At 66.9% G+C, this 23,792-nt stretch carries 22 protein-coding genes, 1 tRNA gene and 1 riboswitch; of the genes, 9 read left to right on the top strand and 14 right to left on the bottom strand.

The features are described from left to right. The first annotated feature begins 97 nt into the window (after nucleotides 1–97). Nucleotides 98–1,591 (top strand): carboxypeptidase M32, encoded by a 1,494-nt coding sequence (locus tag AB6806_RS03320; RefSeq protein ID WP_142020671.1) that lies wholly within the window; start codon nucleotides 98–100, stop codon nucleotides 1,589–1,591. Nucleotides 1,592–1,867: 276 nt separating this feature from the next. Here AB6806_RS03320 and AB6806_RS03315 read toward each other — a convergent pair whose 3' ends face one another. From AB6806_RS03315 to AB6806_RS03285, 7 genes are read right to left on the bottom strand one after another with little or no spacing between them, the layout of a single operon-like run. After that, complete coding sequence (locus AB6806_RS03315) at nucleotides 1,868–2,920, bottom strand: extracellular solute-binding protein (protein WP_112761822.1); 1,053 nt, start codon at nucleotides 2,918–2,920, stop codon at nucleotides 1,868–1,870. Continuing rightward, complete coding sequence (locus AB6806_RS03310) at nucleotides 2,917–4,122, bottom strand: NAD(P)/FAD-dependent oxidoreductase (RefSeq protein WP_370954107.1); 1,206 nt, start codon at nucleotides 4,120–4,122, stop codon at nucleotides 2,917–2,919. Before AB6806_RS03310 ends, AB6806_RS03315 begins: the two co-directional genes overlap by 4 nt. Then, nucleotides 4,119–5,528: an FAD/NAD(P)-dependent oxidoreductase gene (locus AB6806_RS03305; protein WP_370954106.1), complete on the bottom strand. Its 1,410-nt coding sequence runs from the start codon at nucleotides 5,526–5,528 to the stop codon at nucleotides 4,119–4,121. The genes AB6806_RS03310 and AB6806_RS03305 overlap by 4 nt, the downstream gene beginning before the upstream one ends. After that, complete coding sequence (locus AB6806_RS03300) at nucleotides 5,525–5,815, bottom strand: (2Fe-2S)-binding protein (RefSeq protein WP_370954105.1); 291 nt, start codon at nucleotides 5,813–5,815, stop codon at nucleotides 5,525–5,527. The genes AB6806_RS03305 and AB6806_RS03300 overlap by 4 nt, the downstream gene beginning before the upstream one ends. A 5-nt stretch (nucleotides 5,816–5,820) precedes the next feature. After that, complete coding sequence (locus AB6806_RS03295; RefSeq protein ID WP_038368406.1) at nucleotides 5,821–6,615, bottom strand: ABC transporter permease; 795 nt, start codon at nucleotides 6,613–6,615, stop codon at nucleotides 5,821–5,823. An 11-nt stretch (nucleotides 6,616–6,626) separates the two neighbouring features. Further along, complete coding sequence (locus AB6806_RS03290) at nucleotides 6,627–7,478, bottom strand: ABC transporter permease (RefSeq protein ID WP_038368409.1); 852 nt, start codon at nucleotides 7,476–7,478, stop codon at nucleotides 6,627–6,629. Continuing rightward, nucleotides 7,475–8,530, bottom strand: coding sequence for an ABC transporter ATP-binding protein (locus AB6806_RS03285; protein WP_038368411.1), 1,056 nt, complete (start codon nucleotides 8,528–8,530; stop codon nucleotides 7,475–7,477). The genes AB6806_RS03290 and AB6806_RS03285 overlap by 4 nt, the downstream gene beginning before the upstream one ends. Before the next feature lie 169 nt (nucleotides 8,531–8,699). Here AB6806_RS03285 and AB6806_RS03280 point away from each other — a divergent pair, with 169 nt between their 5' ends. Then, nucleotides 8,700–9,521, top strand: coding sequence for an IclR family transcriptional regulator (locus AB6806_RS03280; protein WP_142020667.1), 822 nt, complete (start codon nucleotides 8,700–8,702; stop codon nucleotides 9,519–9,521). 103 nt (nucleotides 9,522–9,624) lie between these two features. Continuing rightward, nucleotides 9,625–9,939 carry an Rdx family protein gene (locus tag AB6806_RS03275; RefSeq protein WP_038368414.1) on the top strand — a complete coding sequence of 105 codons (315 nt, stop codon included), beginning with the start codon at nucleotides 9,625–9,627 and terminating at the stop codon, nucleotides 9,937–9,939. A gap of 142 nt (nucleotides 9,940–10,081) precedes the next feature. On the opposite strand, the gene AB6806_RS03270 is transcribed toward AB6806_RS03275, so the two are convergent. The 4 genes from AB6806_RS03270 to thiO are packed head-to-tail and all read right to left on the bottom strand — an operon-like array spanning nucleotide 10,082 to nucleotide 12,695. After that, nucleotides 10,082–10,699, bottom strand: a complete 618-nt coding sequence (locus AB6806_RS03270; protein ID WP_370954104.1) for a thiamine phosphate synthase — start codon at nucleotides 10,697–10,699, stop codon at nucleotides 10,082–10,084. 14 nt (nucleotides 10,700–10,713) lie between these two features. Beyond that, complete coding sequence (locus AB6806_RS03265; protein ID WP_038368417.1) at nucleotides 10,714–11,487, bottom strand: thiazole synthase; 774 nt, start codon at nucleotides 11,485–11,487, stop codon at nucleotides 10,714–10,716. Nucleotide 11,488: 1 nt separating this feature from the next. After that, nucleotides 11,489–11,686, bottom strand: coding sequence for a sulfur carrier protein ThiS (gene thiS / locus AB6806_RS03260; RefSeq protein ID WP_038368420.1), 198 nt, complete (start codon nucleotides 11,684–11,686; stop codon nucleotides 11,489–11,491). Next, nucleotides 11,670–12,695, bottom strand: coding sequence for a glycine oxidase ThiO (gene thiO, locus AB6806_RS03255; protein ID WP_370954103.1), 1,026 nt, complete (start codon nucleotides 12,693–12,695; stop codon nucleotides 11,670–11,672). Before thiO ends, thiS begins: the two co-directional genes overlap by 17 nt. 52 nt (nucleotides 12,696–12,747) lie before the next feature. After that, nucleotides 12,748–12,849: riboswitch (TPP riboswitch) on the bottom strand. A 244-nt stretch (nucleotides 12,850–13,093) separates the two neighbouring features. Between thiO and AB6806_RS03250 the strand changes: the two genes are divergently transcribed. Then, nucleotides 13,094–13,184: transfer RNA gene (locus AB6806_RS03250), tRNA-Ser, on the top strand. A gap of 588 nt (nucleotides 13,185–13,772) precedes the next feature. Here the strand turns inward: AB6806_RS03250 and AB6806_RS03245 are convergent. Next, a complete protein-coding gene (locus AB6806_RS03245; protein ID WP_260368318.1) occupies nucleotides 13,773–14,516 on the bottom strand; it encodes a DUF6065 family protein in 744 nt (247 codons plus the stop codon). Between the two features lie 94 nt (nucleotides 14,517–14,610). Next, nucleotides 14,611–16,053 (bottom strand): collagen-like protein, encoded by a 1,443-nt coding sequence (locus AB6806_RS03240; protein ID WP_142020663.1) that lies wholly within the window; start codon nucleotides 16,051–16,053, stop codon nucleotides 14,611–14,613. Between the two features lie 796 nt (nucleotides 16,054–16,849). Here AB6806_RS03240 and AB6806_RS03235 point away from each other — a divergent pair. From AB6806_RS03235 to ku (AB6806_RS03220), 4 genes are read left to right on the top strand one after another with little or no spacing between them, the layout of a single operon-like run. Then, entirely contained in the window at nucleotides 16,850–17,038 is a 189-nt protein-coding gene (locus AB6806_RS03235) for a DUF3008 family protein (protein WP_038368869.1), read from the top strand. A gap of 50 nt (nucleotides 17,039–17,088) precedes the next feature. Continuing rightward, nucleotides 17,089–17,946: an SDR family oxidoreductase gene (locus tag AB6806_RS03230; RefSeq protein ID WP_142020662.1), complete on the top strand. Its 858-nt coding sequence runs from the start codon at nucleotides 17,089–17,091 to the stop codon at nucleotides 17,944–17,946. Nucleotides 17,947–17,974: 28 nt separating this feature from the next. After that, nucleotides 17,975–20,596, top strand: a complete 2,622-nt coding sequence (gene ligD / locus AB6806_RS03225; protein ID WP_370954102.1) for a DNA ligase D — start codon at nucleotides 17,975–17,977, stop codon at nucleotides 20,594–20,596. Between the two features lie 58 nt (nucleotides 20,597–20,654). After that, nucleotides 20,655–21,440: a non-homologous end joining protein Ku gene (gene ku, locus AB6806_RS03220; protein ID WP_191123379.1), complete on the top strand. Its 786-nt coding sequence runs from the start codon at nucleotides 20,655–20,657 to the stop codon at nucleotides 21,438–21,440. On the opposite strand, the gene ku (AB6806_RS03215) is transcribed toward ku (AB6806_RS03220), so the two are convergent. Then, on the bottom strand, nucleotides 21,441–22,286 hold the full coding sequence (gene ku, locus AB6806_RS03215) for a non-homologous end joining protein Ku (protein ID WP_370954101.1): 846 nt from the start codon (nucleotides 22,284–22,286) through the stop codon (nucleotides 21,441–21,443). 284 nt (nucleotides 22,287–22,570) lie between these two features. On the opposite strand from ku (AB6806_RS03215), the gene AB6806_RS03210 reads away from it, so the two are divergent. Beyond that, nucleotides 22,571–23,791, top strand: a complete 1,221-nt coding sequence (locus AB6806_RS03210; RefSeq protein ID WP_370954100.1) for an efflux RND transporter periplasmic adaptor subunit — start codon at nucleotides 22,571–22,573, stop codon at nucleotides 23,789–23,791. Nucleotide 23,792 lies beyond the last annotated feature (1 nt).

Here is a 23,792-nt window from a genome sequence, read left to right as displayed (position 1 = left end):
ACGCAACCGACGAGCGCTCAGGCATGGATCCCGGATCTGCGCTTCGCTTCGTCCGGGATGACAGCGCACAAGACACGAAAGCACAGAGCCAAACCCCATGACCGCCTATTCCGATCTCGCCGCCCATTTCGGCCGCATCAGTGCCCTCTCCAACGCCGTCGGCGTCCTGCAATGGGATTCCGACGTGATGATGCCGAAGGGCGCCGCCGAGACGCGGGCCGAGAGCATGGCACTGCTGCAGGTGCTGCGCCATGGCATGGTGACGGATGCAAGGATCGGCGACTGGCTGGCCAAGGCCGAGAGCGACGGCTCGCTCGGCGCCTGGGAAAAGGCCAATCTGCGCGAGATCCGGCGCGTCTGGACGGTCGAGACCGCCCTGCCGGCCGATCTCGTCGAGGCGTCGAGCAAGGCCGTCTCGGCCTGCGAGATGCGCTGGCGGCAGGCGCGGGCCGAGTCCGACTTTGCCGGGCTCCTGCCCTATCTCGCCGAGGTGTTGAACCTCCAGCGTCAGATCGGCCGGGCCAAGGGCGAGAAGCTCGGGCTTTCACCCTATGACGCCCTGCTCAACGACTACGAGCCCGGCGGAAGCTCGGCCAAGATCGATGCGCTGTTCGACGATCTCGCCGATTTCCTGCCGGGCTTCACGCAGGAGGTCGTGGCGGTGCAGGCGCGCCGGCCGGCGCAGGAGCCGCTCGCGGGCCCCTTCGCGACAGAGACGCAGCGGGTGCTCGGTCTCAGGCTGATGGCGGCGCTCGGCTATGATTTCGAGCGCGGCCGGCTCGACATCTCGACGCATCCGTTCTGCGGCGGGGCCGACAACGATGTCCGCATCACCACGCGCTACGACGAGGCCGATTTCACCAAGGCGCTGATGGGCGTGCTGCACGAGACCGGCCATGCGCTCTACGAGCAGGGCCGGCCGCAAGCGCATCTGAACCAGCCGGTCGGCGCCGCGCGCAGCATGAGCATCCATGAGAGCCAATCGCTGCTGATGGAGATGCAGGCCTGCCGCTCGCGCCAGTTCCTCGCCTTCGCCACGCCGCTGATGCGGGAGAGTTTCGGCGGCGCCGGCCCGGCTTGGGAGAGCGAGGCAATGTGGCGCCGCTATACCCGCGTCGAGCCCGGCTTCATTCGCGTCGATGCCGACGAGGTGACCTACCCGGCCCATATCATCCTGCGCTACCGGCTGGAGAAGGCATTGATCGCCGACGCCATGCCGCTTGCCGAGCTGCCCGCCGCCTGGAACGACGGGATGAAATCCCTGCTCGGCGTCACCGTGCCGGACGACCGGCGCGGCTGCCTGCAGGACATCCACTGGCCCTCGGGCGGCTGGGGCTATTTCCCGACCTATTCGCTCGGCGCGATGACGGCAGCCCAGATCTTCGACGCGGCGACGCGGGCCGAGCCCGGCATCCTGCCCGGCATCGGCAAGGGCGATTTCGCACCGCTCGTCGGCTGGCTGCGCGCGAACATCCACGGCAAGGGCTCGCTGCTCCCGACCGACGCGCTGCTGACGGAAGCGACCGGCCGGCCGCTCGACGCCGCGGTGTTCAAGGCGCATCTGCGCCGCCGCTATGTCGAGGAGATGTGAGGCCGACGGGATCGGCACATTGCCTTGTCGTTCCCCGCACAGTCATCCCGGGTGAAGCGAAGCGGAAACCCGGGATCCATGCCGGAGCGTCTCCGAGCAAGGCTCAAGCATGGATCCCGGATCTACGCGGCTTTGCCGCTCGTCCGGGATGACCCGCGCCTTTGTGATTCATCTCAGTGACTTGAACGCGTCGGCTGAAGCGGCACGCGAATCCCTCGAAACGAAAACGGCCGGTCCTTGCGGACCGGCCGTAATCTCATCGAAAGAACGACCGCCTCAGCGCTCGATCATCTTGTTCCAGCGGCTGTTCCATTCCGGGCGCTTGGCGTTGATCGCGTCCCAGTCCAGCGTGACCGCCGTCTTCATGTTGATGTTGAAGACGTCGAGCTTGGCCTGTGCCTCGGGGGTCGGCGCCTTGGCGGTGGTGTTCGAGGGCACGCCGTTGCCGAAGGCCATCGCCTTGGCCTGCGCCTCGGCCGAGAGCAGATAGGCCGCGAGCTTCTGCGACAGCTCCGGCTCGGAATTGTTGGCGATGACGCATTCCGCCACCATCAGCACCACCGAACCCTCCTTGGGCTGGGCGTATTCGACCGGAATGCCCTTGTCTTTCAGCGTGGCAACGCCCGTCGGGGTCAGCGGGAAAATCGCGGCGTCGCCGGTCTGGACCATCTCGGAGATCTTGGCCGAATTCGGGATGAATTCGATGACGTTCTTGCCGATCGTGTCGCGGAATTTGGTGAAGCCGGGCTCGACATTGGCCTCGGTGCCGCCCTGGATGCGGTTGAACATCAGGAAGGCATGCAGGCCGAAGGACGAGGCCGAGGCCGACTGGAAGACGACCTTGTCCTTGAACTTGGGGTCGGCCAGATCCATCCAGGAGGTCGGCGCCGCCCAGCCTTTCTCGTCGAACATCTTCTTGTTATAGGCGAGCCCGGTCATGCCCATGTCGATGCCGGCCGCCATGTTGTCCTTCATGACCGAGCCGGGCGCGAGCTGGCCGAGCTCCGGGCCGGGCTTCAGCTTCTCGCAGAGGCCGGCGCCGATGGCGCGGACCATGACGCCGTCATCGAGGAACATGACATGCATCTGCGGCTTGTCCTTGGCCGCGGTCGCCTTGGCGAGGATATCGGCCGAGGTGCCGGGCACGACCACGACCTTGACGTTGTTGGCCTTCTCGAAATCCGGGAAGACGCCCTGGGTATAGGTGCGCTCGAAATTGCCGCCGTTCATGCCGATATAGAGCGTCTTGCTCTGGGCGAAGGCGCTGCCGGCGGCGGCCAGCGCGACGGCGGCGACAGTTCCGGCCAAAAGATTGCGACGGGTGGTCATGTTGAAGCTCCCCTGCTTTGCGGCTCTGGATCCGGACCCGCACCCGAGCCGTGGCTGGTGCGGTCGTGGTTCTCCGGCGGCACGGGCGGCCGGCTGAAGCGGGTGATGGAAAAGGCCTCGATCGGGGTCGCGCTTCGGCCGTCGCGGACGAGTTCGGCCAAAACCTCGCCGACGCCGGGCGCGATCTGGAAGCCGGCGCCGGTGAAGCCGAAGGCATGGAGCAGGCCGGGCGTCGTGCCGCTGAAGCCGATCACGGGGTTGCGGTCCGGCATCGCCGCCTCCGTCCCCGACCAGAAGCGGATCGCCTGGGCGTGGCGCAGCGCCGGAAAGATTTCGGCAGTGCGATTCATGATCGCGAGCGCGCCTTCGCCGCGCGGCCGCGAGAAATCGGGATCGTCGAGCGGCAGGCCGCGCTCGCCGCCGACCACGACATTGCCGCGTTCGACCTGACGGGCGTAGATGCCACCGCCTTCCATGCCGATATTGACGGTCATGACCGGGGCCAGCGGCTCGGTGACGATCATCGAAGGATAGATGCGCGAGAGCGGCACCGGCTCGCCGAAATCCGTGGCGAAACGGTCGGCCCAGGCGCCGGCGCTGTTGATGACGACGCGCGCGCTCAGGCCGATGCCCTCGCCCGCCTCCAGCGCGAAACCCTCGCCATTGCGGGTAAGGCCGGTGACCGGCGTGTTCTCCAGCACATGCGCCCCGGCACGGCGCGCGGCGCTGGCGAAGGCCGCCGAGACGAGGCGTGGATTGGCGTGACCATCGCCGGCGCAGAGCGAGGCGCCCAAAATGCTGCCGTCGATCCAGGGGAAGCGCTCGCGCAGGCCGTTATGGCCGACGAGCTCGAGATCGAGCCCCTGATCTGCGACCGCTTCGGCGTAGGCTTCCAGCGCCGCCATCTCGGCTTCGCTGCGGGCGAGCTTGAGATGGCCGGAGCGCAGGAACTCGCCGTCGATGCCGATCCGTTCCTTGAGGCGCGGCCAGATGGCATGGGCGCGCTGCGACAGCGGCAACTGCTCGCGCGGCCGCCCTTGTCGGCGGACGCCGCCATAGTTCACGCCGCTCGCCTGCGCGCCGCAAAAGCCCTTGTCGAGCAGGGCGACGCTGAAGCCCATGCCGCGCAGCGCCAGCGCCGCCGAGGAGCCGACCAGCCCGCCGCCGATGATGGCGACGTCGATGTCGAGATGCCGGCTCACTCTGCTGCCTCCGGCAGGTTTGCCGCGGCCTCCGGTAGATCGGCCGCCAATTGGAGGGCGAGCGGGATCGGCTTCACCGGGGCCTGCGCCCGCAGACGGCCGACGGCATCGAGCGGCTTGGCCGTCGCGGCGGCCAGCACTTCGGCGGAGGCGGAGGAGCACATCCGGCCCTGGCAGCGACCCATGCCGACGCGGCTCACCGCCTTCAGCCGGTTGATCTCGGAGATATCGAGACGGTTCACAGCCTCGCGGATGCTGCCGGCCGTGATCTCCTCGCAGCGGCAGAGCGTGGTCGCATCGTCGATCGTCTCCGCCCAATGGGCCGGGAAAGGAAAGGCGGCTTCGAGCGCGTCGCGCAGCTTGCCGATGCGGGCCAGCTCCGCTTCGAGCGTGACGGCGCGGGCCTTGTCGATGGCGAGATCACGATCCTCCAGCAAGGCCAGCGCGGCGCGCTCGCCCGCGCGCTCGGCCGCATCGGCGCCGGCAATGCCGGCACCGTCGCCGGCGAGATAGACACCCGCCACCGAGGCCCGGCCGGCGGCATCCCGCTGGGGCAACCAGGCGCGGTCGCGCCGGTCGAAGCGGAAGGCGCAGCCGGCGAGATCGGCGAGCTGCGTCTCGGAACGCAAGGCGAGCCCGTAGCCGACGCCGTCGCAGGCGAGGCGCCGCTCGCGCCCGCCCTCCCGCCAGGAGACGCCGGAAACCCTGCCCTCGCCCTCGAAGCGCAGGCCCTCGATGCCGGAGCGGATGACGACGCCGCGCAGGCGCAGTTCGGCGACGAAGCGCGCCCCGCGCAGCACGATGCCGGGATCGAGCGGCAGGGCCTTGATGAGATTGAGCTTGGCGGAGGCCGGGGCAGCATCGAGCACGGCGGCGACTTCGACGCCCGCCTTCATGTACTGCCAGGCGACGAGATAGAGCAGCGGGCCGGAGCCGGCGAAGACGACGCGGCTGCCGATGGCGCAGCCCTGCGCCTTGAGCGCGACCTGCGAGCCACCGAGAGTAAAGACGCCGGGGAGCGTCCAGCCGGGAACAGGCAGGACGCGGTCCGTCGCGCCGGTGGCGAGCACCAGCCCGTCATAGGCGACGCGACGGGAGGTGCCGCCGACGGCGATATCGGCCACGCCGTCACGCAAATTCCAGAGCAGCGCTTGCGGCCAGTAGTCGACGCGGCCTTCAAGCGCAGCGAAGGCGGCGTGGAGCCGTTCGGCCTTGCCGGCTTCGGAACCGTAGAGATCCTTGGTCGAGCGGCCGTCCTGGACGAGGCGCTGGCGGTAGATCTGGCCGCCGCAGGCCGGCGCCTCGTCGACGACCAGCGGGCGTAGGCCCGCCGCGACGAGCGCCTCGGCGGCGCGGATGCCGGCGGGACCGGCACCGACGATCAGCGGCTGCGGGCGTTCGCTCATGCCACCCTCGCCGTCCCGGTGACGATGTTCATGCCGGGCTGAAGCGGTGTGGTGCAGGCGCGCAGGCGCTCGCCGGCCTCGGTCGCGACCCAGCAATCCTGGCAAGCGCCCATCTGGCAGAACCCGGCGCGCGGCTCGCCGGTGAACTCGGTGCGGCGCAGGCTCTCCGTGCGGTTCAGGATCGCGCTCAGCAGCGTGTCGCCGGCCCGGCCCTCGCAAGGCGCGCCGTCAAGCGTGAAGGCGATGACGGGATGATCCTTGCGGGCGATGCGACGCAGCAGCGGCATGATCGTCACTTCTGGCCGACGAGGATCTTATCGAGGCCGAAGGCGCGGTCGAGCACCAGCATGGCGCCGGCGGTCAACGCGATCATCAGGGCCGACACCGCCGCCATCATCGGATCGATCGACTCGGTCGCGTACATGTACATGCGGACCGGCAGCGTCACCGTCTGCGGCGAGGTGACGAAGATCGACATGGTCAGTTCGTCGAAGCTGTTGATGAAGGCGAGCAGCCAGCCGCCGGTGATGCCGGGCAGGATCATTGGCGCGGTGATCCGGCGGAACACGGTCCAGTGCGAGGCGCCGAGCGTCTCGGCCGCCTGCTCGGCGCTGCGGTCCATGCCGGTGAAGGCGGCCATGACGAGGCGCATCACATAGGGCGTGACGATGATGACATGGCTGGCCACCAGCCAGGCGAAGGAACCGGTCGCGCCGATCAGCGCGAAAAGGCGCAGAAGGGCGACGCCGAGCACCAGATGCGGGATGATCAGCGGGGAAAGGAAGAGCCCATTCAGCCAGTCGCGCCCGGGGAACCGGTAGCGGTCGATGGCGAGCGCGGCCGGCACGGCGAGCGCGACGGAAATCGTCGCGGCCAGCGTCGCCAGCCACAGACTGTTGTAGAAGGAGGGCACGAAATCGGGATGCTGGAAGATCGCGGCGAACCAACGCAGCGAGAACGAGGTCGTCGGGATCGAGAGCGTGTTCTCGGGCGTGAAGGCGACGAGGCAGACCACGACGAGCGGCGCCAGCACGAAGGCGACGACGAGGCTATGGAAGAGGAGCGCGATGGGGCCGTTCTTGTGCATGGCGCGCGACCTCAGCCCAGGGCCCGGCGGGCGCGCGTCTCGACGAGACGGTTATAGCCCAGCATGATGGCGAGGTTGGCGACCAGCACGATGATCGCGATCGCGGCGCCGAGCGGCCAGTTCAGCTCCGACATGTATTCGTCGTAGACCACCGTCGCCGCCATCTTGAGACGCCGGCCACCGAGCAGGCCGGGAATGGCGAAGGCGCTGGCCGAGAGGCCGAAGACGATCAGGCTGCCCGAGAGCATGCCGAGCGAGACCTGCGGCAGCACGATCCGGCGCAAAGCCGTGAAGCGCGAGGCGCCCAGCGTCAGGGCCGCCGCCTCGACCGCGGGATCGAGCTTCTGCAGCGCCGTCCAGACCGGAATGACCATGAAGGGCAGCATGACGTGGACGAGCGCGATCACGATCGCCGTCTCGGTGTAGAGCAATCTCACGCTGTCGAAGCCGAGCGCGCGCAGGCTCTGGTTCACCAGCCCGGTCGAGCCCAGCAGCATGCTCCAGCCGAAGGCGCGCACCACGACGGAGACCAACAGCGGTCCGATGATCACCAGCAGGAAGATCGAGCGCCAGGGATCGCCCATGCGCGAGAGCACATAAGCCTCCGGCGCGCCGATCACGGCGCAGATCAGTGTCGTGAGGAAGGCGAGCCTGAGCGTGCGCCAGAAGATCGCGAGGTAGTAGTCGTCGGTGACGACCCGGACATAATGCTCGACGGTGAAGCTGTCCTGGATGCCGGTGGTGTGATCGTAGACATGGAAGGACAGGATCACCGTCAGGATGAGCGGCAGGATCACCAGCCCGAGGAACAGCAGCGTCGCCGGCGAGACCAGAAGCCAGGGCGTCAGCGCGCGGGACTTCATGCCGCCGCTCCCGCCGCGGCCGCCACGATCGATGCGCTTTCGGGCGGCCAGCCGAGCGAGACGAGCGCGCCCTCCGCCACCGGCTCGGCGCCCTGATTGGGCAGGGAGACGACGACGTTTCCGACCGGCGTCTCGACATTGAACAGCCAGTAGCTGCCGAGGAAGAAGCGGCTCGTGACCGTGCCATCGAACAGCCCCTGCCCGGCCGCGCCGAGCAGGATCTTCTCCGGCCGGACCGCGACGCCGATGGAGGCCCCGTCCGGCAGGCTCGCCGCCTCGGATGGAAGGCCAAGCCCCGCGGCTTCGGCCCGCCCGCCGCGCCAGACCGCCTCGATGCGGTTCATCTTGCCGACGAAGGAGGAGATGAAAGCCGTCGCCGGGCGCTCATAGAGGCGATAGGGCGCATCGATCTGGGTCATGCGGCCCTGCTCCATCACGACGACACGGTCGCTGATCGAGAGCGCCTCGGCCTGGTCATGCGTGACCATGATGGTGGTGGTGCCGACGCTGCGCTGGATGCGGCGCAGTTCGAACTGCATCTCCTCGCGCAGCTTGGCGTCGAGGTTCGAGAGCGGCTCGTCGAGCAGCAGCACGGGCGGCTGGATGACGAGGGCGCGGGCAATGGCGACGCGCTGGCGCTGGCCGCCCGAAAGCTGGCGCGGATAGCGCTCGGCAAAAGAGGCGAGATGGACGAGGCCGAGCATCTCGCTGACGCGCCGGTCGCGCTCAGGCCTCGCGACCTTGCGCATCTCGAGGCCGAAGGCGACGTTCTCGGCCACCGTCATATGCGGAAAGAGCGCATAGCTCTGAAAGACGATGCCGAGGCCGCGGCGGCTCGGCTTCTCGCGGGTGATGTCGCGTCCGTCGAGGGTGATCGTGCCCTTGGTCGGCTCGACGAGGCCGGCGATCATCTGCAGCGTCGTGGTCTTGCCGCAGCCGGAAGGGCCGAGCAGCGAGACGAATTCGCCCTGGGCGACGCTGAGGTCGACATCGCGGACGGCGGTGAAGTCGCCGAAGACCTTGCTCAACGATTGCAGCGTCAGAAAGCCCATCGGCACCTCGATCGGTGGGCTTTCCCTTAGCCGGAAAGCCGGACTGCGATGCCGCTACGAAAGCGAGGCCGACACAATTTCGTCAATCTTGAATTCCGCATTAGAGAATTTTTATTGACTAAATTCCGTTATATGGAATTTTGATCCCGACCTAGGCATCTGGATTTCGATGATGGAAGCCTCGCCCGAAACGCTTTCGTCGCTGCGCCGCGCGCTCGGCCTGCTGCGCGTCCTCGCCGATGGCGAGAGCGGCGGCATGCGGCTGAAGGACATCGCGGATGCCGCCCGCTGCGGGCAGCCGACGGCCCATCGGGCGCTGCGCGACCTGATGGCGGAGGGCTTCGTCGAGCAGGCCAGCGGCGGCAAGCGCTACCGGCTGGCACTCGACTTCTTCGTGCTGGCGGCCCGCGCCGGGCAGGCCGGCGGCTTGCGCGAACTTGCCCGCCCGACCCTGCTCAGGCTCTCGGCCACGCTCAGTGACACGATCTTCCTGCTGGTCCGCAACGGCTATGACGCGGTCTGCCTCGACCGGATCGAGGGCCCCTTCCCGATCCGCTCCTTCACCGGCGACATCGGCGGCAAGGTCCCGCTCGGCATCGGCCAGGGCAGCCTCGCCATGCTGGCGCATCTGCCGGACGCCGAGCGCGAAGCGGTGATCCGCTTCAACATGCCCCGCCTGCTCGACCGCGGCTTCATCGACGAGCCGGCGCTGCGCTGCGCGATCGAGGCCGCAAGGGCGCAAGGCTGGGTCAATCTCAACACCGGCCTCATCCCCGGCATGGCCGGCGTCGCCGTGCCGGTCTTCGATGCGCAGCGGCGCGTCGTCGCCGCGCTGAGCGTCGGCACGCTGGCCGAGCGGCTGCGCGAAGACCGGCTGCCCAGCGTCGTCGCCATCCTGCGGGGCGAGGCCGACGAGCTCGGCGCCAAGCTCAACCCCTTCGACGTGACCCTGCGCTATCCCTCGCGCAGCCTGAGCACGGTGGCGGGCTGATCGGCTCCGGCTCCGAGCGCAGCCGCCATGCCGCTTTCAGGCTTGCATCGCGGCAGCGGAAGCGGGATGTCGGGGGCGACATTCCTTGCCACGGTGCTCCGCCATGACCGAAACCAAGCCCGCACCCCGCATCGCCATAACCTATTGCTCGATGTGCAACTGGATGCTGCGCTCGGCCTGGCTCGGCCAGGAGCTACTCTCGACCTTCGGGCAGGATCTCGGCGAGGTCGCGCTGATCCCGCGCACCGGCGGCATCTTCCAGATCACCTATGACGGCGAGCTGATCTGGGACCGCAAGACCGATGGCGGCTTCCCCGATTCCAAGGTGCTGAAGCAGCGCGTCCGCGACCGGCTCGACCCCGAGCGCAGCCTCGGCCATGTCGACGGACATGCGATGTCGGCGGACGCCGAGAGCTGAGGCTCGCCTTTCGCCAGCGACATCCCTGGTGGTCATCCCGGGCGAAGCGAAGACCCGGGATCCATGCCGGAACGCTTCCCGACAGGTTCAGGCATGGATCCCGAATCGGCGCGGCTTCGCCGCTTGTCCGGGATTACGGCGTTCAGGAAGCGGGAGAAAGGCGCCCGCGCGTCGCCGCGACCCACGCCTTCAGCCGCTCCTCGGGATCGGCATTGAGCGTGATGTCCGTCACCGCCGCGACGATGTCGGCGCCAGCCTCGAAGACGCCCGGGGCCCGCTCCAGCGAGATGCCGCCAATGCCGACCAATGGCAGGGCGCCGATGCGGCGCTTCCATTCGCCAAGACGCTCCAGCCCCTGCGGGCCGAAACGCATCTGCTTCAGGATCGTCGGATAGACCGGCCCGAGCGCGACATAGTCCGGCTGCATATCCAGCGCACGCTCGAGTTCCGCCTCGTCATGGCTGCTGACGCCGAGCTTCAGGCCGGCTTTCCGGATCGCGCCGAGATCGGCGGTGTCGAGGTCTTCCTGTCCAAGATGCAGCCAGTCGCAACCTTCCCCGATCGCGAGCTTCCAGTAATCGTTGACGACGAGCACGCAGCCGGCCTCGGCGCAGAGCCGCTTCGCGCGGGCGATCTCGCGGGCGACCTCCGGCTCCGGCCGGTCCTTCACGCGCAGCTGCACCAGCTTCATGCCGAGCGGCAGCATCCGCGCGATCCAGTCGGCGCTGTCGAAGATCGGGTAGAACGGATCGAGCTTCATGCGGAATACGTCTTTCAGGCCAGGAAGGCTTTGCCCATGACGGGGGTGGAGGGAGCGGCCATGTCGCGCGCCTCGATCGGCTGCGCGCCGAAGGCGAGCCGGCCGGCACGGATGGCCAGCGCGAAGGCTTCCGCCATCGCGGCGGGATCGCCGGCCTTGGCGACGGCGGTGTTGAGCAGGATGCCGTCATAGCCCATCTCGATCGCCTGCGCGGCGTGGGACGGCAGGCCGATGCCGGCATCGACGACGAGCGGGATGTCCGGGAAATGCTGGCGCATGGTGCGCAAGCCATAAGGGTTGTTGAGGCCCCGGCCGGAGCCGATCGGCGCGCCCCAGGGCATCAGCACCTCGCAGCCGGCATCGAGCAGGCGGCCACCGACGACGATGTCCTCGGTCGTGTAGGGAAAGACCTTGAAGCCGTCATCGGAAAGGATGCGGGCCGCCTCGACCAGGGCGATCACGTCCGGCTGGAGCGTGTCGTCCTCGCCGATGACCTCGAGCTTGATCCAGTCCGTGCCGAAGACCTCGCGCGCCATCTGGGCCGTCGTCACGGCCTCCTTCACCGAGTGACAGCCGGCGGTGTTGGGCAGCACCTTGACGCCGAGCTCGCGGATCAATGTCCAGAACGCCTGCCCTGCCCCACCGCCGGCCGATTCCCGGCGCAGCGAGACGGTGACCACCTCGGCGCCCGAACGCCTGACCGCCTCGGCCAGGATGGCGGGCGACGGATATTGCGCCGTGCCGAGGAAAAGCGGATTTTGCGGCTCGAAACCGTAGAAGGACGCCATCTCAACCTCCCTGCATCGGCGCGACGACCTCGATGCGGTCGCCGTCGTTGAGTGCGGTCTCGGCGCGCTTGCGGGCCGGGACGAATTCGCCGTTCACAGCGGTGGCGACGATCCGGCCGGCATAGCCGAGCTCGGCCAGCGCCTCGGCCAGCGTCTTGCCCGCGATGTCCTGGGGCGCGCCGTTAAGCAGCAAGGTCATGCAGCATCTCCGGTCGGGATTGCGGGTTCAATACGGCATCGGCCGCCATCCGCGCCATGGCGGGGCTGAGCAGGAAGCCGTGGCGATAGAGCCCGTTGACATGGATCACCCGGCCCCGGCGCGTCAGCCGCGGCAGGTTGTCGGGAAAGGCCGGGCGGGCATCGGTGCCGATCTCGACGATCTCGGCCTCGCCGAAGGCCGGATGCAGCGCATAGGCCGCGCCGAGCAGTTCGAGCATGGAGCGGGCCGAGATGCGCCGGCGCGCGCCGCTCTCGATCATGGTCGCGCCGACCATGAAATGCCCCTCGGCGCGCGGCACGATGTAGAGCGGAATGCGCGGGTGCAGCAGCCGGACCGGACGCGACAGCGCAATCTCGTCGCTCTTCAGGATCAGCATCTCGCCCTTGACGCCGCGCAGATCGGGCAGGACGTCGCGGGCCGCAAGCCCGCGGCAATCGAGCACGATATCGGCGTCGAGCTCGGCCGGCTCGACCGGGCTCTCGAAATGGATCGTCCCGCCTTGCGCGAGAATCTTGTCGCCCAGGGCCTTGATCGCCCGGCGCGGATCGAGATGCGCCTCCGCTGCGAAGAACAGCCCGCGCCCGAAGCGCCCGACGAGATCGGGCTCCAGCCGCGCGATCGCCTCGCCGTCGATCTCCTCGAAATGGCTGGTGCGCTGGCCGAAGCGGCGCAGCTCCGAACGATCCCGGCTCGGCGCGACGACGAGCGTGCCCTGTCGCGCGACCTCACCCGTATGCCGCTCCCACCAGCCGGCCGCCTCCTGCCCGAGCCGCACCACCGGCTCCTCGGCGCTCTCGCCCTCGCACCAGGGCGCCAGCATGCCGCCGGCATACCAGGAGCAGGCCTCGGCGCCGATGCGCGGACCGCGCTCATGGATGACGACGGCCGCGCCCCTGTCGAGCAACTCGACGGCGCAGGCGAGGCCGACGACGCCGGCGCCGACGATCGCGACGGTGGTCTGGCTTGGCCGATGCGGCAACTGTGCCATGCGCTTCCCATGCTCCCGGGGAGGCAACGGCCGGAGGCGCGATGCAGAGAACTGCGAGCCGAGGACCGTTCCCTTCGCCGGCATTACCCGGATCAGGTACGATGGGTTGGCGTGAGCCACGCCTCTCAGCCTCTCGGCACCCCAACGGACGCGCTCAATCTAGTGAGCTGGGCCCCAGAGAGCAAGGCGAGCCGATGCATACCGGCCTTTCCGGGAGATCGCCCGGCTTGACGTCTCCCTTACCAAGGGAGTGCTTCCGTCGCTCCTGCGCAGCCATATCCCCTCCCGTGTGAAGGGAGTGATCGCCCGCCCCTGTCGACCAGGAGAATTATCCTTGGTGCAAAGTGGCCGGCGAGGCTTGTCAAACGGCGTCACGATCGGGCATAGAGCCTTGCGCTGGAGACGTGGCCGAGAGGCTGAAGGCACTCGTTTGCTAAATGAGCATACCCCACAAGGGTATCGAGGGTTCGAATCCCTCCGTCTCCGCCACTCCTACCCCGTTGATTAGTAAAGACAGTTCTAAGCGCTGCCGAGCACGATAGACGGCGGCCTACACATGGCAGGCTGCCTCTGGCAGCGCGGAGCCCGATTCTGGTTCCAGATCGCCATTCCGATCTCCGAGGGGCGTTCGGGAGCACTCCTGTTCGGGTGCCCCTGCCCTGTGACGATCATCGGGACGCGTCGCGTTATGCCCGCCGACTCGCCGGTATCGCCGAGAGCTGGTTCAGGGAGTTGAAGAAGGAGCGCCTCACAGGGTTGCCGTCATCTCCGGCTGGAGGCCGCCGACTTCTTCGCACGGCCCGGACGCAGACCTTCCTGATGTCAGCAAGGGTGGTTTGTGTTGAAGAAGTCGGTGTTGCTGTGGGCTTGAGGTTCTGTTTCCGTCGTCCTTGCGGAGGGCGGCGTGATGATGGGCGAGCGGACGGTTGCGCAGGAGGCACTGTTCTACGAGTTCAACCTTGAGCGGCATGTCCCGGCCAGCCGATGCAGCGGCCCCATGGCGCGAGAGACCCGACCTTCAGACGCCTCAAACCCGACGGGTGGTCAATTCAGTCTCCACCGGACACCGCAAACACCTCATATCTTCGATATCGGCGGTGCGTCGGACCAAGTCGGCGCCTTGAGACTTCGCTTCACCCGGTGATTCTCGCCTGCGACGGACTGCCCGGTCGGTGATTTGCCCACGAGGTAGTTCTTCTGCCATTTCTGCTCCACCGTAAGGGGGTCGCCGAGACCGATAGCAGCGTTGAATCTAACCCGCTCGCTGTTCCAGGATTTATATTCCCGGTGCAGGGCTGGATCCTCGGTAATGGGTCGAATTACCGGCTGTACGCTCTCGATGGTGACAGCTGGCACCATGGTGACGAAGCAGAACGGCTCATCCTTTTCGAAATGCACTGTGCCAGGCCGGGTGAATTTCCAGTTCATGGTAAAGCTGAAGGGTAGCCAGCCGGTCTCCACCAGCCCGTCGAGCGGGTGGATGCCGTCTTTGATGCGGTTGGGCGAGCCGCGGACCGACATCATCCAATCCGGATCTGTCCTGAACAGGTAGCCCGGATGGAAACTCAGGATGCCGTGTCCGAAGAACACCCCGGCTTGGTGCAAATGGGTACCTGGCTCGTGAGGACGAAGGGTGATGTCCTCCTTGCCATTCCAGCCGTTCCAGGTGGCAGAGAAGCCAGCCGGGTTGAGCAACTCCCAACCATTGGCGTTGGCAATTAAAAGCGGCGTGCACCGATTTGCGAAGTGCTCGCTCGTGGCATCCATCCAATCGCGGCCGGTCGGAGCCGCGACGAGCTGTGGTGCCCGATCGATCAACACGTAACAGTCAAGTCTCGGTCCTGTCATCATTGGGCTTTCGGAACGAACTGCGTCATCGGGGACCTCGTTGCCGAGCTCCGGCCCCTTCGAGATCTCAGCCGGAAGGACCGACAGGGCCGACAGGACCGGTAGGGCCTTCAGGGCCGGAAGGGCCTTCAGGGCCGACAGGGCCAGCAGGGCCGACGGGGCCGGAAGGGCCAGCAGGGCCGGAAGGGCCTTCAGGGCCGACAGGGCCAGCAGGGCCGACAGGGCCGACAGGGCCGGAAGGGCCAGCAGGGCCGACAGGGCCGACAGGGCCGGCAGGGCCAGGAGTACCGGCAGTGCCAGGAGCACCGGGAGCGCCAGGAGTACCGGCAGCGCCAGGAGCACCGGGAGCGCCAGGAGCACCGGGAGCGCCAGGAGCACCGGGCTGCCCAGTTGCCGTGTTCTTGCGCGCCCTCGGCAGGTCGCCCGCATCGCGGCCGATATAGGTCGGCATATAGTCTTCGCGATCGCGCCGGATGAGAGTCTTCTCGCCGAGCCACGGCGACACGTCGTTGGTGCCACTGGAGCCGAAATAGACGCGCAAGCCCGCTAGGAAGCTGAACTCGTTTCCGGAGGAACGGCCGAAGCCGCCATCCGACTTCTTGCCATAGGCGGCGTCTGCGAACAGCGAGGCGGCGGTATTGCCGAAATTGGCGAGATACTCCGCGCCACCCACGAGCTGGTTGCGGCCGCTGGTGTAGCGGTGGCCGATGTTCAATTTGAGGTTATCGGTCACGTACCAGGCAAGGCGCACATCATCGAAGAATCTGGTTTTGTCGTTGCTGGCCACCAGGAAGCTATTGCCGACGCCGCTATAATTGTTCCACTCGACGCCCGCGAGGCCCTCCAGAGTGAAGCGGCCGAAATAGAGCTGGCCTTCGATGCCGCCCTTGGCGTTGTACATGCCGGTATTGCCAGCGCCGGAGATATTCGCTCCCCAGCTCCCGGTGCCATACAGATAGCTGCCGTAAAGCCCAAGCGCGCCGACCCCAGGGTCGCGCCAGAACAGATGCGCCGCAGCGCCGCCCAGGGCTGTGTTGGAGGCCATGCCGCCTATGGTGTCGACCTGAAACCCGAAGGCGGAGCCAAGCGGCAATGCGAGCAGGCCACTGATCTCGCCAAATCCGGAACGGCCGTTGTAGCCGCCGCCCGCTTCGAGCCGGACATTGGTGGCGCTGACGGCCTGGGGGCCGGTTCCGCGCTGGGCGCCCGGCATAACGCCGTCGCCTTTCGTGACGAGGTGCCGCGGCTGAGGAGCACCTCTACCGCCAGACGGACCCTTCAGCCGCGAGATTTCGGCATCGGCGGCCTTCAGCTTGATTTCAAGCGACCTCTGCTTGGCCTGAAGCTCGGTGACGAGCCTGAACAATTGCTCATTGGAGACGCCCTGCGCCTGCGCTGGTGTGATCGACCAGACGGCACAGGCAATAGCCAGCGCAGAGCACCCGGCTCGCAAATTCTTCTCGCTACCGGCGATGAGAGCCGTCTTACCCTTGATGCCGTGATCGAGCATGTTCGCCCCCCCCCTGATCGCAGTAGTCACACCGCGACCTCTGCCGGAGCGGAACACATTTCGGGCGTCTGACCAGAGCAGCGACAGTATCTGCTCCTGACTCCTCTTGACGGGATGTCTATTTTAAGCCGTGCGTCGGGCACGGAAAGATTCGCGGCTTTCCGGCTCTTTCAAAGATCGGTACGAGTATCGGTCAGCGCGAACCCGGCCTTGTCCAGGCCCTCCACGATATGGGCGATCTAATCTTCCTGGAACGTGCGCCAGCGCCAATCGACATAGATTTCAATGGCGTATATTGACCTCAAATGGCGCATAATTGGGATATTCGTCTCCGCTCTGGCTCTGACACCGAGATACCCTCAGACGCCCGTAATCATAACGCGTACGAAATAGCGCTTCTCATCAATGCTTATATTTATATAAATCTTAAAATCATCCTCGTAATCACACTTGCGATACTATTCCAGAATCGGGACGCCATATGCCATTGCAGGACGGCAGCATTCGCACGCTGGACGAGTTCGACGCCCTCTTCATAGCGCTCCATGACGTAGAGGCGATTGCCCGGCGGATCCCGGGTTCGGGGCTATGGCTCGCCGCCCCGCCCGCTCGAATTCCTCGAACTTCCCCATTGCGAACAGCACGGCGCAGGGTGTGCGCCAGAGTCGAGTGCAGCGGGAACCTGCAGCCCCCCGGCGTGTTCGTCTTCACATCAGCCATATCCGGATGTGATTCGCCAATTCGGGCGCTTTGACCAGTCGGAATGGCAATCGACGCCCCTGTGAAGGAGGAGATCATGCCGGCAAAATCGGCTGCGCAGCAGAAAGCCGCCGGCGCCGCTTTGGCGGCCAAGCGCGGCGCCATGAAGAAGAGCGGGCTCAAGGGCGCATCGAAATCGATGGAGGCATCGATGAGCGAGGCCGAGCTGGAAAAGATGGCCTCGACCAAGCGCAAGGGGAAGAAGGAACACGCTTCCAAGCACTGACCGCCTAGGCGCGGAGGCCGAGCCGGGCTCCGCCAAGCAGGAGAGCCGCGATGACCATCCGTTTCGAACCGCCCTTTCCAGAGCAGAAGCAACCGATGCCGGGCCGAACCGACGCGATGACGCCGCGGCCCGACCATGGCGAAACGAGTTATGTCGGCTCGGGGCGCCTCAAGGGCAAGCGGGCCATCATCACCGGCGGCGACAGCGGCATCGGCCGGGCCGTCGCCATCGCCTTCGCGCGGGAAGGAGCCGATCTCCTGATCTGCTATCTCAGCGAGGACGATGATGCGGCCGAGACCGCCCGCTGGATCGAGGAGGCCGGGCAGAAGGCGGTGCTGATGCCCGGAGATATCCAGCACCCCGCCCATTGCCGGGCCATCGTCGAGCGGGCGGCAGATGAGCTCGGCGGGCTCGACATCCTCGTCAACAACGCCGCGCATCAGGCGAGCTTCGATGCGATCGAGGAGATTTCCGACGAGGAATGGCAGCTCACCTTCGCCGTGAACATCCACGCGATGTTCTACCTGACCAAGGCCGCCGTGCCTCACATGAGGCCGGGCTCCTCGATCATCAACACGGCCTCGGTGAATGCGGACAAGCCGAATCCGAGCCTGCTCGCCTATGCGGCGACCAAGGGCGCCATCCAGAATTTCACCGGAGGCCTGGCGCAAATGCTCGCAGGGAAGGGCATCCGCGCCAATGCGGTGGCGCCGGGGCCGATCTGGACGCCGCTCATCCCCTCGACGCTGCCGGCGGAGAGCGTGAGCCAATTCGGCAAGCAGGTGCCGATGCAGCGCCCCGGCCAGCCGGCCGAACTCGCGACGGCCTATGTCATGCTGGCCGATCCGCTCTCCAGCTACGTCTCGGGCGCGACCATCGCCGTGACCGGCGGCCATCCGATCATCTGAGGTACATCCGAAAGACGAGGGCGAAGCCTTGGCCGGAAAGCTGCAAGCCTATCGCGCCAAGCGCGATTTCCGGAAGACGAAGGAGCCGAGCGATGCGAGCGCGGTGGCTCCTTCCAACCGCCTGCGCTTCGTCATCCAGAAGCACGACGCGACGCGGCTTCATTACGATCTCCGGCTGGAGCTGGACGGGGTGTTCAAGTCCTGGGCGGTGACCCGGGGCCCGTCGCTCGACCCCGCCGACAAGCGCCTCGCCGTCGAGGTCGAGGACCACCCGCTCGCCTATGGCGATTTCGAGGGGACGATCCCGAAAGGGCAATATGGCGGCGGCACGGTCCAGCTCTGGGATCGCGGCTACTGGGAGCCGGAAGGCAAGCTGAGTCCGCAGCGCCAGCTCGAAAAGGGCGATCTCAAATTCACGCTCGACGGCAAGCGGCTGAAGGGCAGCTTCGTTCTGGTGCGGATGAAGCATGACCGCGATGGCGGCAAGCGTACCAACTGGTTGCTGATCAAGCACCGCGACGCACATGCGGTCGACTCCGGCGGCGACGCCGTCCTGAAGGCCGAGACCTCGGTGGCCTCGGGCCGGACGATGGATGCCATCGCGGCCGGGCGTGGACGCTCGCCCAAGCCTTTCCTGCTGGCCGAACAGGCCATCGATGCGGGCGCCGTCTGGGACAGCACCGAGGGATCGGCGGCGGATGCGCGCGCGGGCAAGCCGGCACGGACCGAGTCGGCCAGCCGATCTTCAAAAGCGAGGCACACCGCTCCGGCCGATCTACCCGATTTCGTTCCGCCGCAGCTCTGCCAGAGTGTCGAGCGGCCGCCGGCGGGGAGCGGCTGGGTCCATGAGATCAAGTTCGACGGCTATCGCATCCAGGCGCGCGTCACCGGGGGCAAGGCCACGCTGAAGACGCGCAAGGGCCTCGACTGGACGAAGAAGTTCGGCGCCGTGGCCAAGGCCTTCAAGGACCTGCCGGACGGCATCATCGATGGCGAGATCGTCGCGCTGGACGACCATGGGGCGCCGGATTTTGCTGCGCTCCAGGCAGCCCTCTCCGAGGAGAAGACCGAGAACCTCGTCTTCTTCGCCTTCGACCTGCTTTTCCTCGACGGCGAGGATTGGCGCGAGCGGCCCCTCCTCGCCCGCAAGCAGCGGCTGGAGGCGCTGCTGCGCGACGCGGCTGACGGCGTCACCCTGCGCTATGTCGAGCATTTCGAGACCGGCGGCGAGGCGGTGCTGAAATCAGCCTGCCGGCTTTCACTGGAGGGCATCGTCTCGAAGCGGGGCGACGCGCCTTATGTCTCCGGCCGTAGCGACAGCTGGGCCAAGGCGAAATGCCGGGCCGGCCACGAGGTCGTCATCGGCGGCTGGGCGACGACGGCAGGCCAGTTCCGCTCGCTGCTCGTCGGCATCCATCGCGGTCCGCATTTCATCTATATCGGCCGGGTTGGCACCGGCTATGGCGCGGCCAAGGTCGACGCGCTGCTGCCGCGGCTGAAGGAGCACGCAGCCAAGGCCTCGCCCTTCACCGGCAAGGGCGCACCGCGACGAGCTCCGGGCGTGCATTGGGTCGAGCCGGTCCTCGTCGCCGAGATCGAGTTCGCGGGCTGGACCGGCGACGGCATGGTCCGGCAAGCTGCCTTCAAGGGGCTGCGCGAGGACAAGCCGGCGGCGGAGGTCGAGACCGAATTGCCGGCGCCGCCCACGGAAACCGCGCCGCCGAAGCCCGTATCGGGACGCGGCGGGCGGGTCGATATTCTCGGCGTGCCGCTGTCCAAGCCCGACAAGCCGCTCTGGCCAGATGCCGAGGACGGCAGGCCCGTCACGAAGCTCGACCTCGCCCGTTATTTCGAGGCCGTCGGCGCCTGGCTGCTGCCGCATATCCAGGGCCGGCCGTGCTCGCTGCTCAGGGCACCTGACGGGATCGAGGGCGAGGTCTTCTTCCAGCGCCATGCGGGGCTCGGCACATCGAACCTGTTCGAGCTGGTGAAGATCTTCGGAGACAAGAAATCCTATCTCCAGATCGACCGGATCGAGGCCCTGATCGCCACCGCCCAGATCGGCGGCATCGAATTGCATCCGTGGAACTGCCGGCCTGGCGAGCCGGAGGTTCCCGGGCGCCTGGTCTTCGATCTCGATCCGGGACCGGGCGTATCCTTCGATGCGGTGATCGCGGCGGCCAGGACCATGAAGGAACGGCTCGAAGCGCTCGGCCTCGTCAGCTTCTGCAAGACCACCGGCGGCAAGGGGCTGCATGTCGTGACGCCGCTGGCGAAGCCCGGTCGCGGAGGCCTGGACTGGCCGGCCGCCAAGGACTTCGCCCGCCGCCTCTGCGCGGCGATCGCTGCCGATGAGCCGGAGCGCTATGTCGTCAACATGGCCAAGCGCCTGCGCAAGGGGCGGATCTTCCTCGATTATCTCCGCAACGATCGCATGGCGACGGCGGTGGCGCCGCTCTCGCCGCGCGCAAGGCCCGGCGCCCATGTCTCGATGCCGCTGACCTGGGCGCAAGTGAAAGCGGGGCTCGACCCCGTCCGCTACACGATCCGCACGGTTCCGAAGCTCCTGACCACGAGCAAGGCCTGGGACGATTACGACGAATCCGAGCGGCCTCTCGCCGAGGCGATCAGGAAGCTCGGTCGCTCTTGATGCCGGGCGGAACGGATCGGGAGACGATGCGTTTCGCGTCGGACTGGAGTGAGCAAACATGGCCCAGCGGACATTCTGGAAAGGCTATCTCAAGCTCTCGCTCGTGACCTGTCCGGTCGCGATGATGCCGGCGCATTCGGAGAGCGAGAAGGTGCGTTTCCACACGCTCAACCGCAAGACCGGGCATCGCATCCAGAGCCGCTTCGTCGACGCCGTCACCGGCAAGCCGGTCGCCGAGGACGACGAGGTCAAGGGCTATCCCAAGGGCGATGACGACTATGTCATGCTGGAGGATGACGAGCTCGACGCCGTCGCGCTGGAGAGCACGCGCACCATCGATATCGAGGTTTTCGCGCCGCGCTCTTCCGTCGGCTGGATCTGGTACGACACGCCGCATTACCTCGTGCCCGACGGCAAGATCGGCGACGAGGCCTTCTCGGTCATCCGCGAGGCGATGAAGTCGACGAAGACCGTCGGCATCTCCCGCGTCGTGCTCTATCGGCGCGAGCGGGCCGTGCTGCTGGAGCCGCGCGACAAAGGCATCGTGCTGTGGACGCTGCGCTATGGCGACGAGGTCCGCGACGAGAAGGACTATTTCGCCGATGTGAAGACAGCCAAGCCCGAGCCCGACATGCGCGCGCTCATGGAAAAGCTGATCACGTCGCGCACCAGGGATTGGTCGCCCGATCTGGTGCAGGATCCTGTGCAGGACGAGCTGTTGAGCATCATCAAGGCCAAGCAGAAGGGCCGCAGGCCGGCCCGGAAAGCCACGCCGGTGGCCAGCGAGGGCAACGTCGTCAGCATCATGGATGCGCTCAAGCGAAGCCTCGAACCGCGAAAGTGATCAGCTTGCCTTGCGCCGCGGCTCGGCCTTGGCGGGTTTGCGTTTCGCGGTCGATTTGACGCCGGATGTCTGGCCGGCCTTGGCGCTCTGCCGGAGGGCGTCGAGCAGGTTGACGACCTTCGCCGGCTCGGGGCGCTTCGCCGGCTTGATTGTCCGCCCCTCGATCTTCGCCTTGACCAGCTCGGCCAGCGCGCTTTCGTAGCGATCGTCGAAGGCCTTGGGGTCGAAGCGACCTGCCTTGGTGCGGATGATGTGCTCGGCGAGCTCCAGCATCTCGCCCTCGATCTTCAGCTTCGGAATGTCGTCGAAGGCGCTCTGCGCCGGTCGGACCTCATAGTCGAAATGAAGTGTCGTCGCGACCATGCCGGCCTCATGCGGGCGGATGAGAATCGATCGCATGCGCCGGAAGATCACGGTGCGCGCCAGGGCGGCCGCATCCCGGCGCGCCATGGCGTCGCGGATCAGGCCGAAGGCTTCGGCGGCGACCGGCGTGCTCGGCGTCACGTAATAGGGCCGATCGAGGTACAAATCGTCGATCTCGTCGCAAGGCAGGAAGGTCGCGACGTCGAGAACCTTGTCGCTGTCGGGAATGGCCTCGGCGATCTCCTCCGGCTCCAGGACGATGTAGTCGCCTTCGCCGCGGTCATAGCCCTTGACCTGGTCTTCCTTCTCGACCGGCTTTCCCGTGACCTCGTCGACGAACTGGCGGTGGACCCTGTTCCCGGTCTTGCGGTTCAACATATGGAAGGAGATGCGCTCACTGGTCGAGGCCGCCGTGTAGAGCGCCACCGGGCAGGTGATTTCGGCGACTTTGAAGACGCCCTTCCAGATTGCGCGCGGCGCCATGTCTCCAGCCTCGACATCAGAGCAATGATTGCGAGGAAGGAACGGCCCAGTCCGGGCGATGGTTCCGATGCCGGAACGAGTCGACCCATCACGATCGGCTTGCCTCGGGGCCCTTGCGCCAGCGGCACCGTGCGCGTTCTGTCGCGCTCCAGGCTCGCTTTGCGTGGGGTGCTCGCCTCTCCGCAAGGTGCGGGTCGTATCGTCTCACCCGTATTCCGCCGTATTGACGCGATAGGCGCAATCGGGAATTGAACGTTATCGACCGCCTGCAAGAAGGACTGTCCATGTCGGCCCAGCGCGCCCGCTCCCCGTCGCGTTTCGCCCTGCCCGGTCTTCTGCTGTGCGCCACGGCCCTGGCCAGCTGCAATCAGGAAAAGGCGGCGGCGCCTCCGGTGCAGCCTCAGGTCCAGGTCAGCGTCGTCGTGCTGCATCCGCAGCCGGTCGCGATCACCGCGGAGCTGCCCGGACGCGTCTCGGCCAATCTCGTCGCCGAGGTCAGGCCGCAGGTCAACGGCATCATCAAATCGCGCCTCTTCAAGGAGGGCAGCGAGGTCAAGACCGGGGACGTCCTCTACGAGATCGACCCCGCGCCCTACCAGGCCACCCTCGACAGCGCGGTCGCGGCCCAGCAGAAGGCGGAGGCGGCCGTCGCCAACGCCCAGATCCGGGCCAACCGCTATCAGGAGCTGTTCCAGCGCAACGCCGGCAGCCGCCAGGACATGGACGACGCCAACGCCACGCTGGCGCAGGCCCAGGCTGATGTCGCCTCCGCCAAGGCGAATGTGGAGACCGCCCGGATCAATCTCGCCTACACGAAGGTCACGGCGCCGATCGACGGGCGCATCGACAAGTCGGCGCTGACGCCCGGCGCGCTCGTCACCGCAAACCAGGCCACCGCATTGACGACGATCCGGAAGCTCGAGCCGATCAATGTCGACGTTACGCAGTCGAGCACCAACCTGCTGCGCTTCCGCGACGACATCGCTTCGGGGAAGCTGCGCTTCACCGGCCTCAACGTGGCGGTGAAGCTGAAGCTCGATACCGGCACCGAATACAACCAGTCCGGCAAGCTCGAATTCGCCGAGGCCAATATCGACCCGACGACCGGGACGTTCTCGGTGCGCGCCGAGTTCCCCAATCCCGACCGCATCCTGCTGCCGGGCATGTTCGTGCGGGCCGTGATCCAGGAAGGCGTCGCCGAGAACAGCTTCCTGCTGCCGCAGCGCGGCGTGGGCCGCAACACCAAGGGCGAGGCGACGGGCAAGTTCGTCGGGCCGGACGGCAAGGTCGAGGAGCGCGTGCTGGCCACCCGCCGCAACATCGGCAACAACTGGCTGGTGGACAGCGGCGTCAAGGACGGCGAGCAGCTCATCGTCGAGGGCGGCCAGCTCGTCCGGTCGGGCCAGACCGTGACCGTCAGCGAGGTCTCCATCGACGAAGCGACGGGTGAGCTCAAATCGGCCAACCGGCGGGCGGAAGCCAGCCCCAGCACGGTCAAGAACTGAC

It is taken from the genome of Allobosea sp. RCC_152_1 (assembly GCF_041360765.1).
Taxonomy (GTDB): Bacteria; Pseudomonadota; Alphaproteobacteria; order Rhizobiales; family Beijerinckiaceae; genus Allobosea; species Allobosea spartocytisi.
Note: the sequence above shows the minus strand (reverse complement) of the source record. Positions and strands in the feature narration are given on the sequence as shown.

Bases quoted from the DNA above. Each gene is read 5' to 3' on its own strand.
- AB6806_RS03320 (WP_142020671.1), top strand. From the start codon at position 98: ATGACCGCCTATTCCGATCTCGCCGCCCATTTCGGCCGCATCAGTGCC.
- AB6806_RS03315 (WP_112761822.1), bottom strand. From the start codon at position 2,920: ATGACCACCCGTCGCAATCTTTTGGCCGGAACTGTCGCCGCCGTCGCG.
- AB6806_RS03305 (WP_370954106.1), bottom strand. From the start codon at position 5,528: ATGAGCGAACGCCCGCAGCCGCTGATCGTCGGTGCCGGTCCCGCCGGC.
- AB6806_RS03300 (WP_370954105.1), bottom strand. From the start codon at position 5,815: ATGCCGCTGCTGCGTCGCATCGCCCGCAAGGATCATCCCGTCATCGCC.
- AB6806_RS03295 (WP_038368406.1), bottom strand. From the start codon at position 6,615: ATGCACAAGAACGGCCCCATCGCGCTCCTCTTCCATAGCCTCGTCGTC.
- AB6806_RS03290 (WP_038368409.1), bottom strand. From the start codon at position 7,478: ATGAAGTCCCGCGCGCTGACGCCCTGGCTTCTGGTCTCGCCGGCGACG.
- AB6806_RS03285 (WP_038368411.1), bottom strand. From the start codon at position 8,530: ATGGGCTTTCTGACGCTGCAATCGTTGAGCAAGGTCTTCGGCGACTTC.
- AB6806_RS03280 (WP_142020667.1), top strand. From the start codon at position 8,700: ATGATGGAAGCCTCGCCCGAAACGCTTTCGTCGCTGCGCCGCGCGCTC.
- AB6806_RS03275 (WP_038368414.1), top strand. From the start codon at position 9,625: ATGACCGAAACCAAGCCCGCACCCCGCATCGCCATAACCTATTGCTCG.
- AB6806_RS03270 (WP_370954104.1), bottom strand. From the start codon at position 10,699: ATGAAGCTCGATCCGTTCTACCCGATCTTCGACAGCGCCGACTGGATC.
- AB6806_RS03265 (WP_038368417.1), bottom strand. From the start codon at position 11,487: ATGGCGTCCTTCTACGGTTTCGAGCCGCAAAATCCGCTTTTCCTCGGC.
- thiS (WP_038368420.1), bottom strand. From the start codon at position 11,686: ATGACCTTGCTGCTTAACGGCGCGCCCCAGGACATCGCGGGCAAGACG.
- thiO (WP_370954103.1), bottom strand. From the start codon at position 12,695: ATGGCACAGTTGCCGCATCGGCCAAGCCAGACCACCGTCGCGATCGTC.
- AB6806_RS03240 (WP_142020663.1), bottom strand. From the start codon at position 16,053: ATGCTCGATCACGGCATCAAGGGTAAGACGGCTCTCATCGCCGGTAGC.
- AB6806_RS03235 (WP_038368869.1), top strand. From the start codon at position 16,850: ATGCCGGCAAAATCGGCTGCGCAGCAGAAAGCCGCCGGCGCCGCTTTG.
- AB6806_RS03230 (WP_142020662.1), top strand. From the start codon at position 17,089: ATGACCATCCGTTTCGAACCGCCCTTTCCAGAGCAGAAGCAACCGATG.
- ku (WP_191123379.1), top strand. From the start codon at position 20,655: ATGGCCCAGCGGACATTCTGGAAAGGCTATCTCAAGCTCTCGCTCGTG.
- ku (WP_370954101.1), bottom strand. From the start codon at position 22,286: ATGGCGCCGCGCGCAATCTGGAAGGGCGTCTTCAAAGTCGCCGAAATC.
- AB6806_RS03210 (WP_370954100.1), top strand. From the start codon at position 22,571: ATGTCGGCCCAGCGCGCCCGCTCCCCGTCGCGTTTCGCCCTGCCCGGT.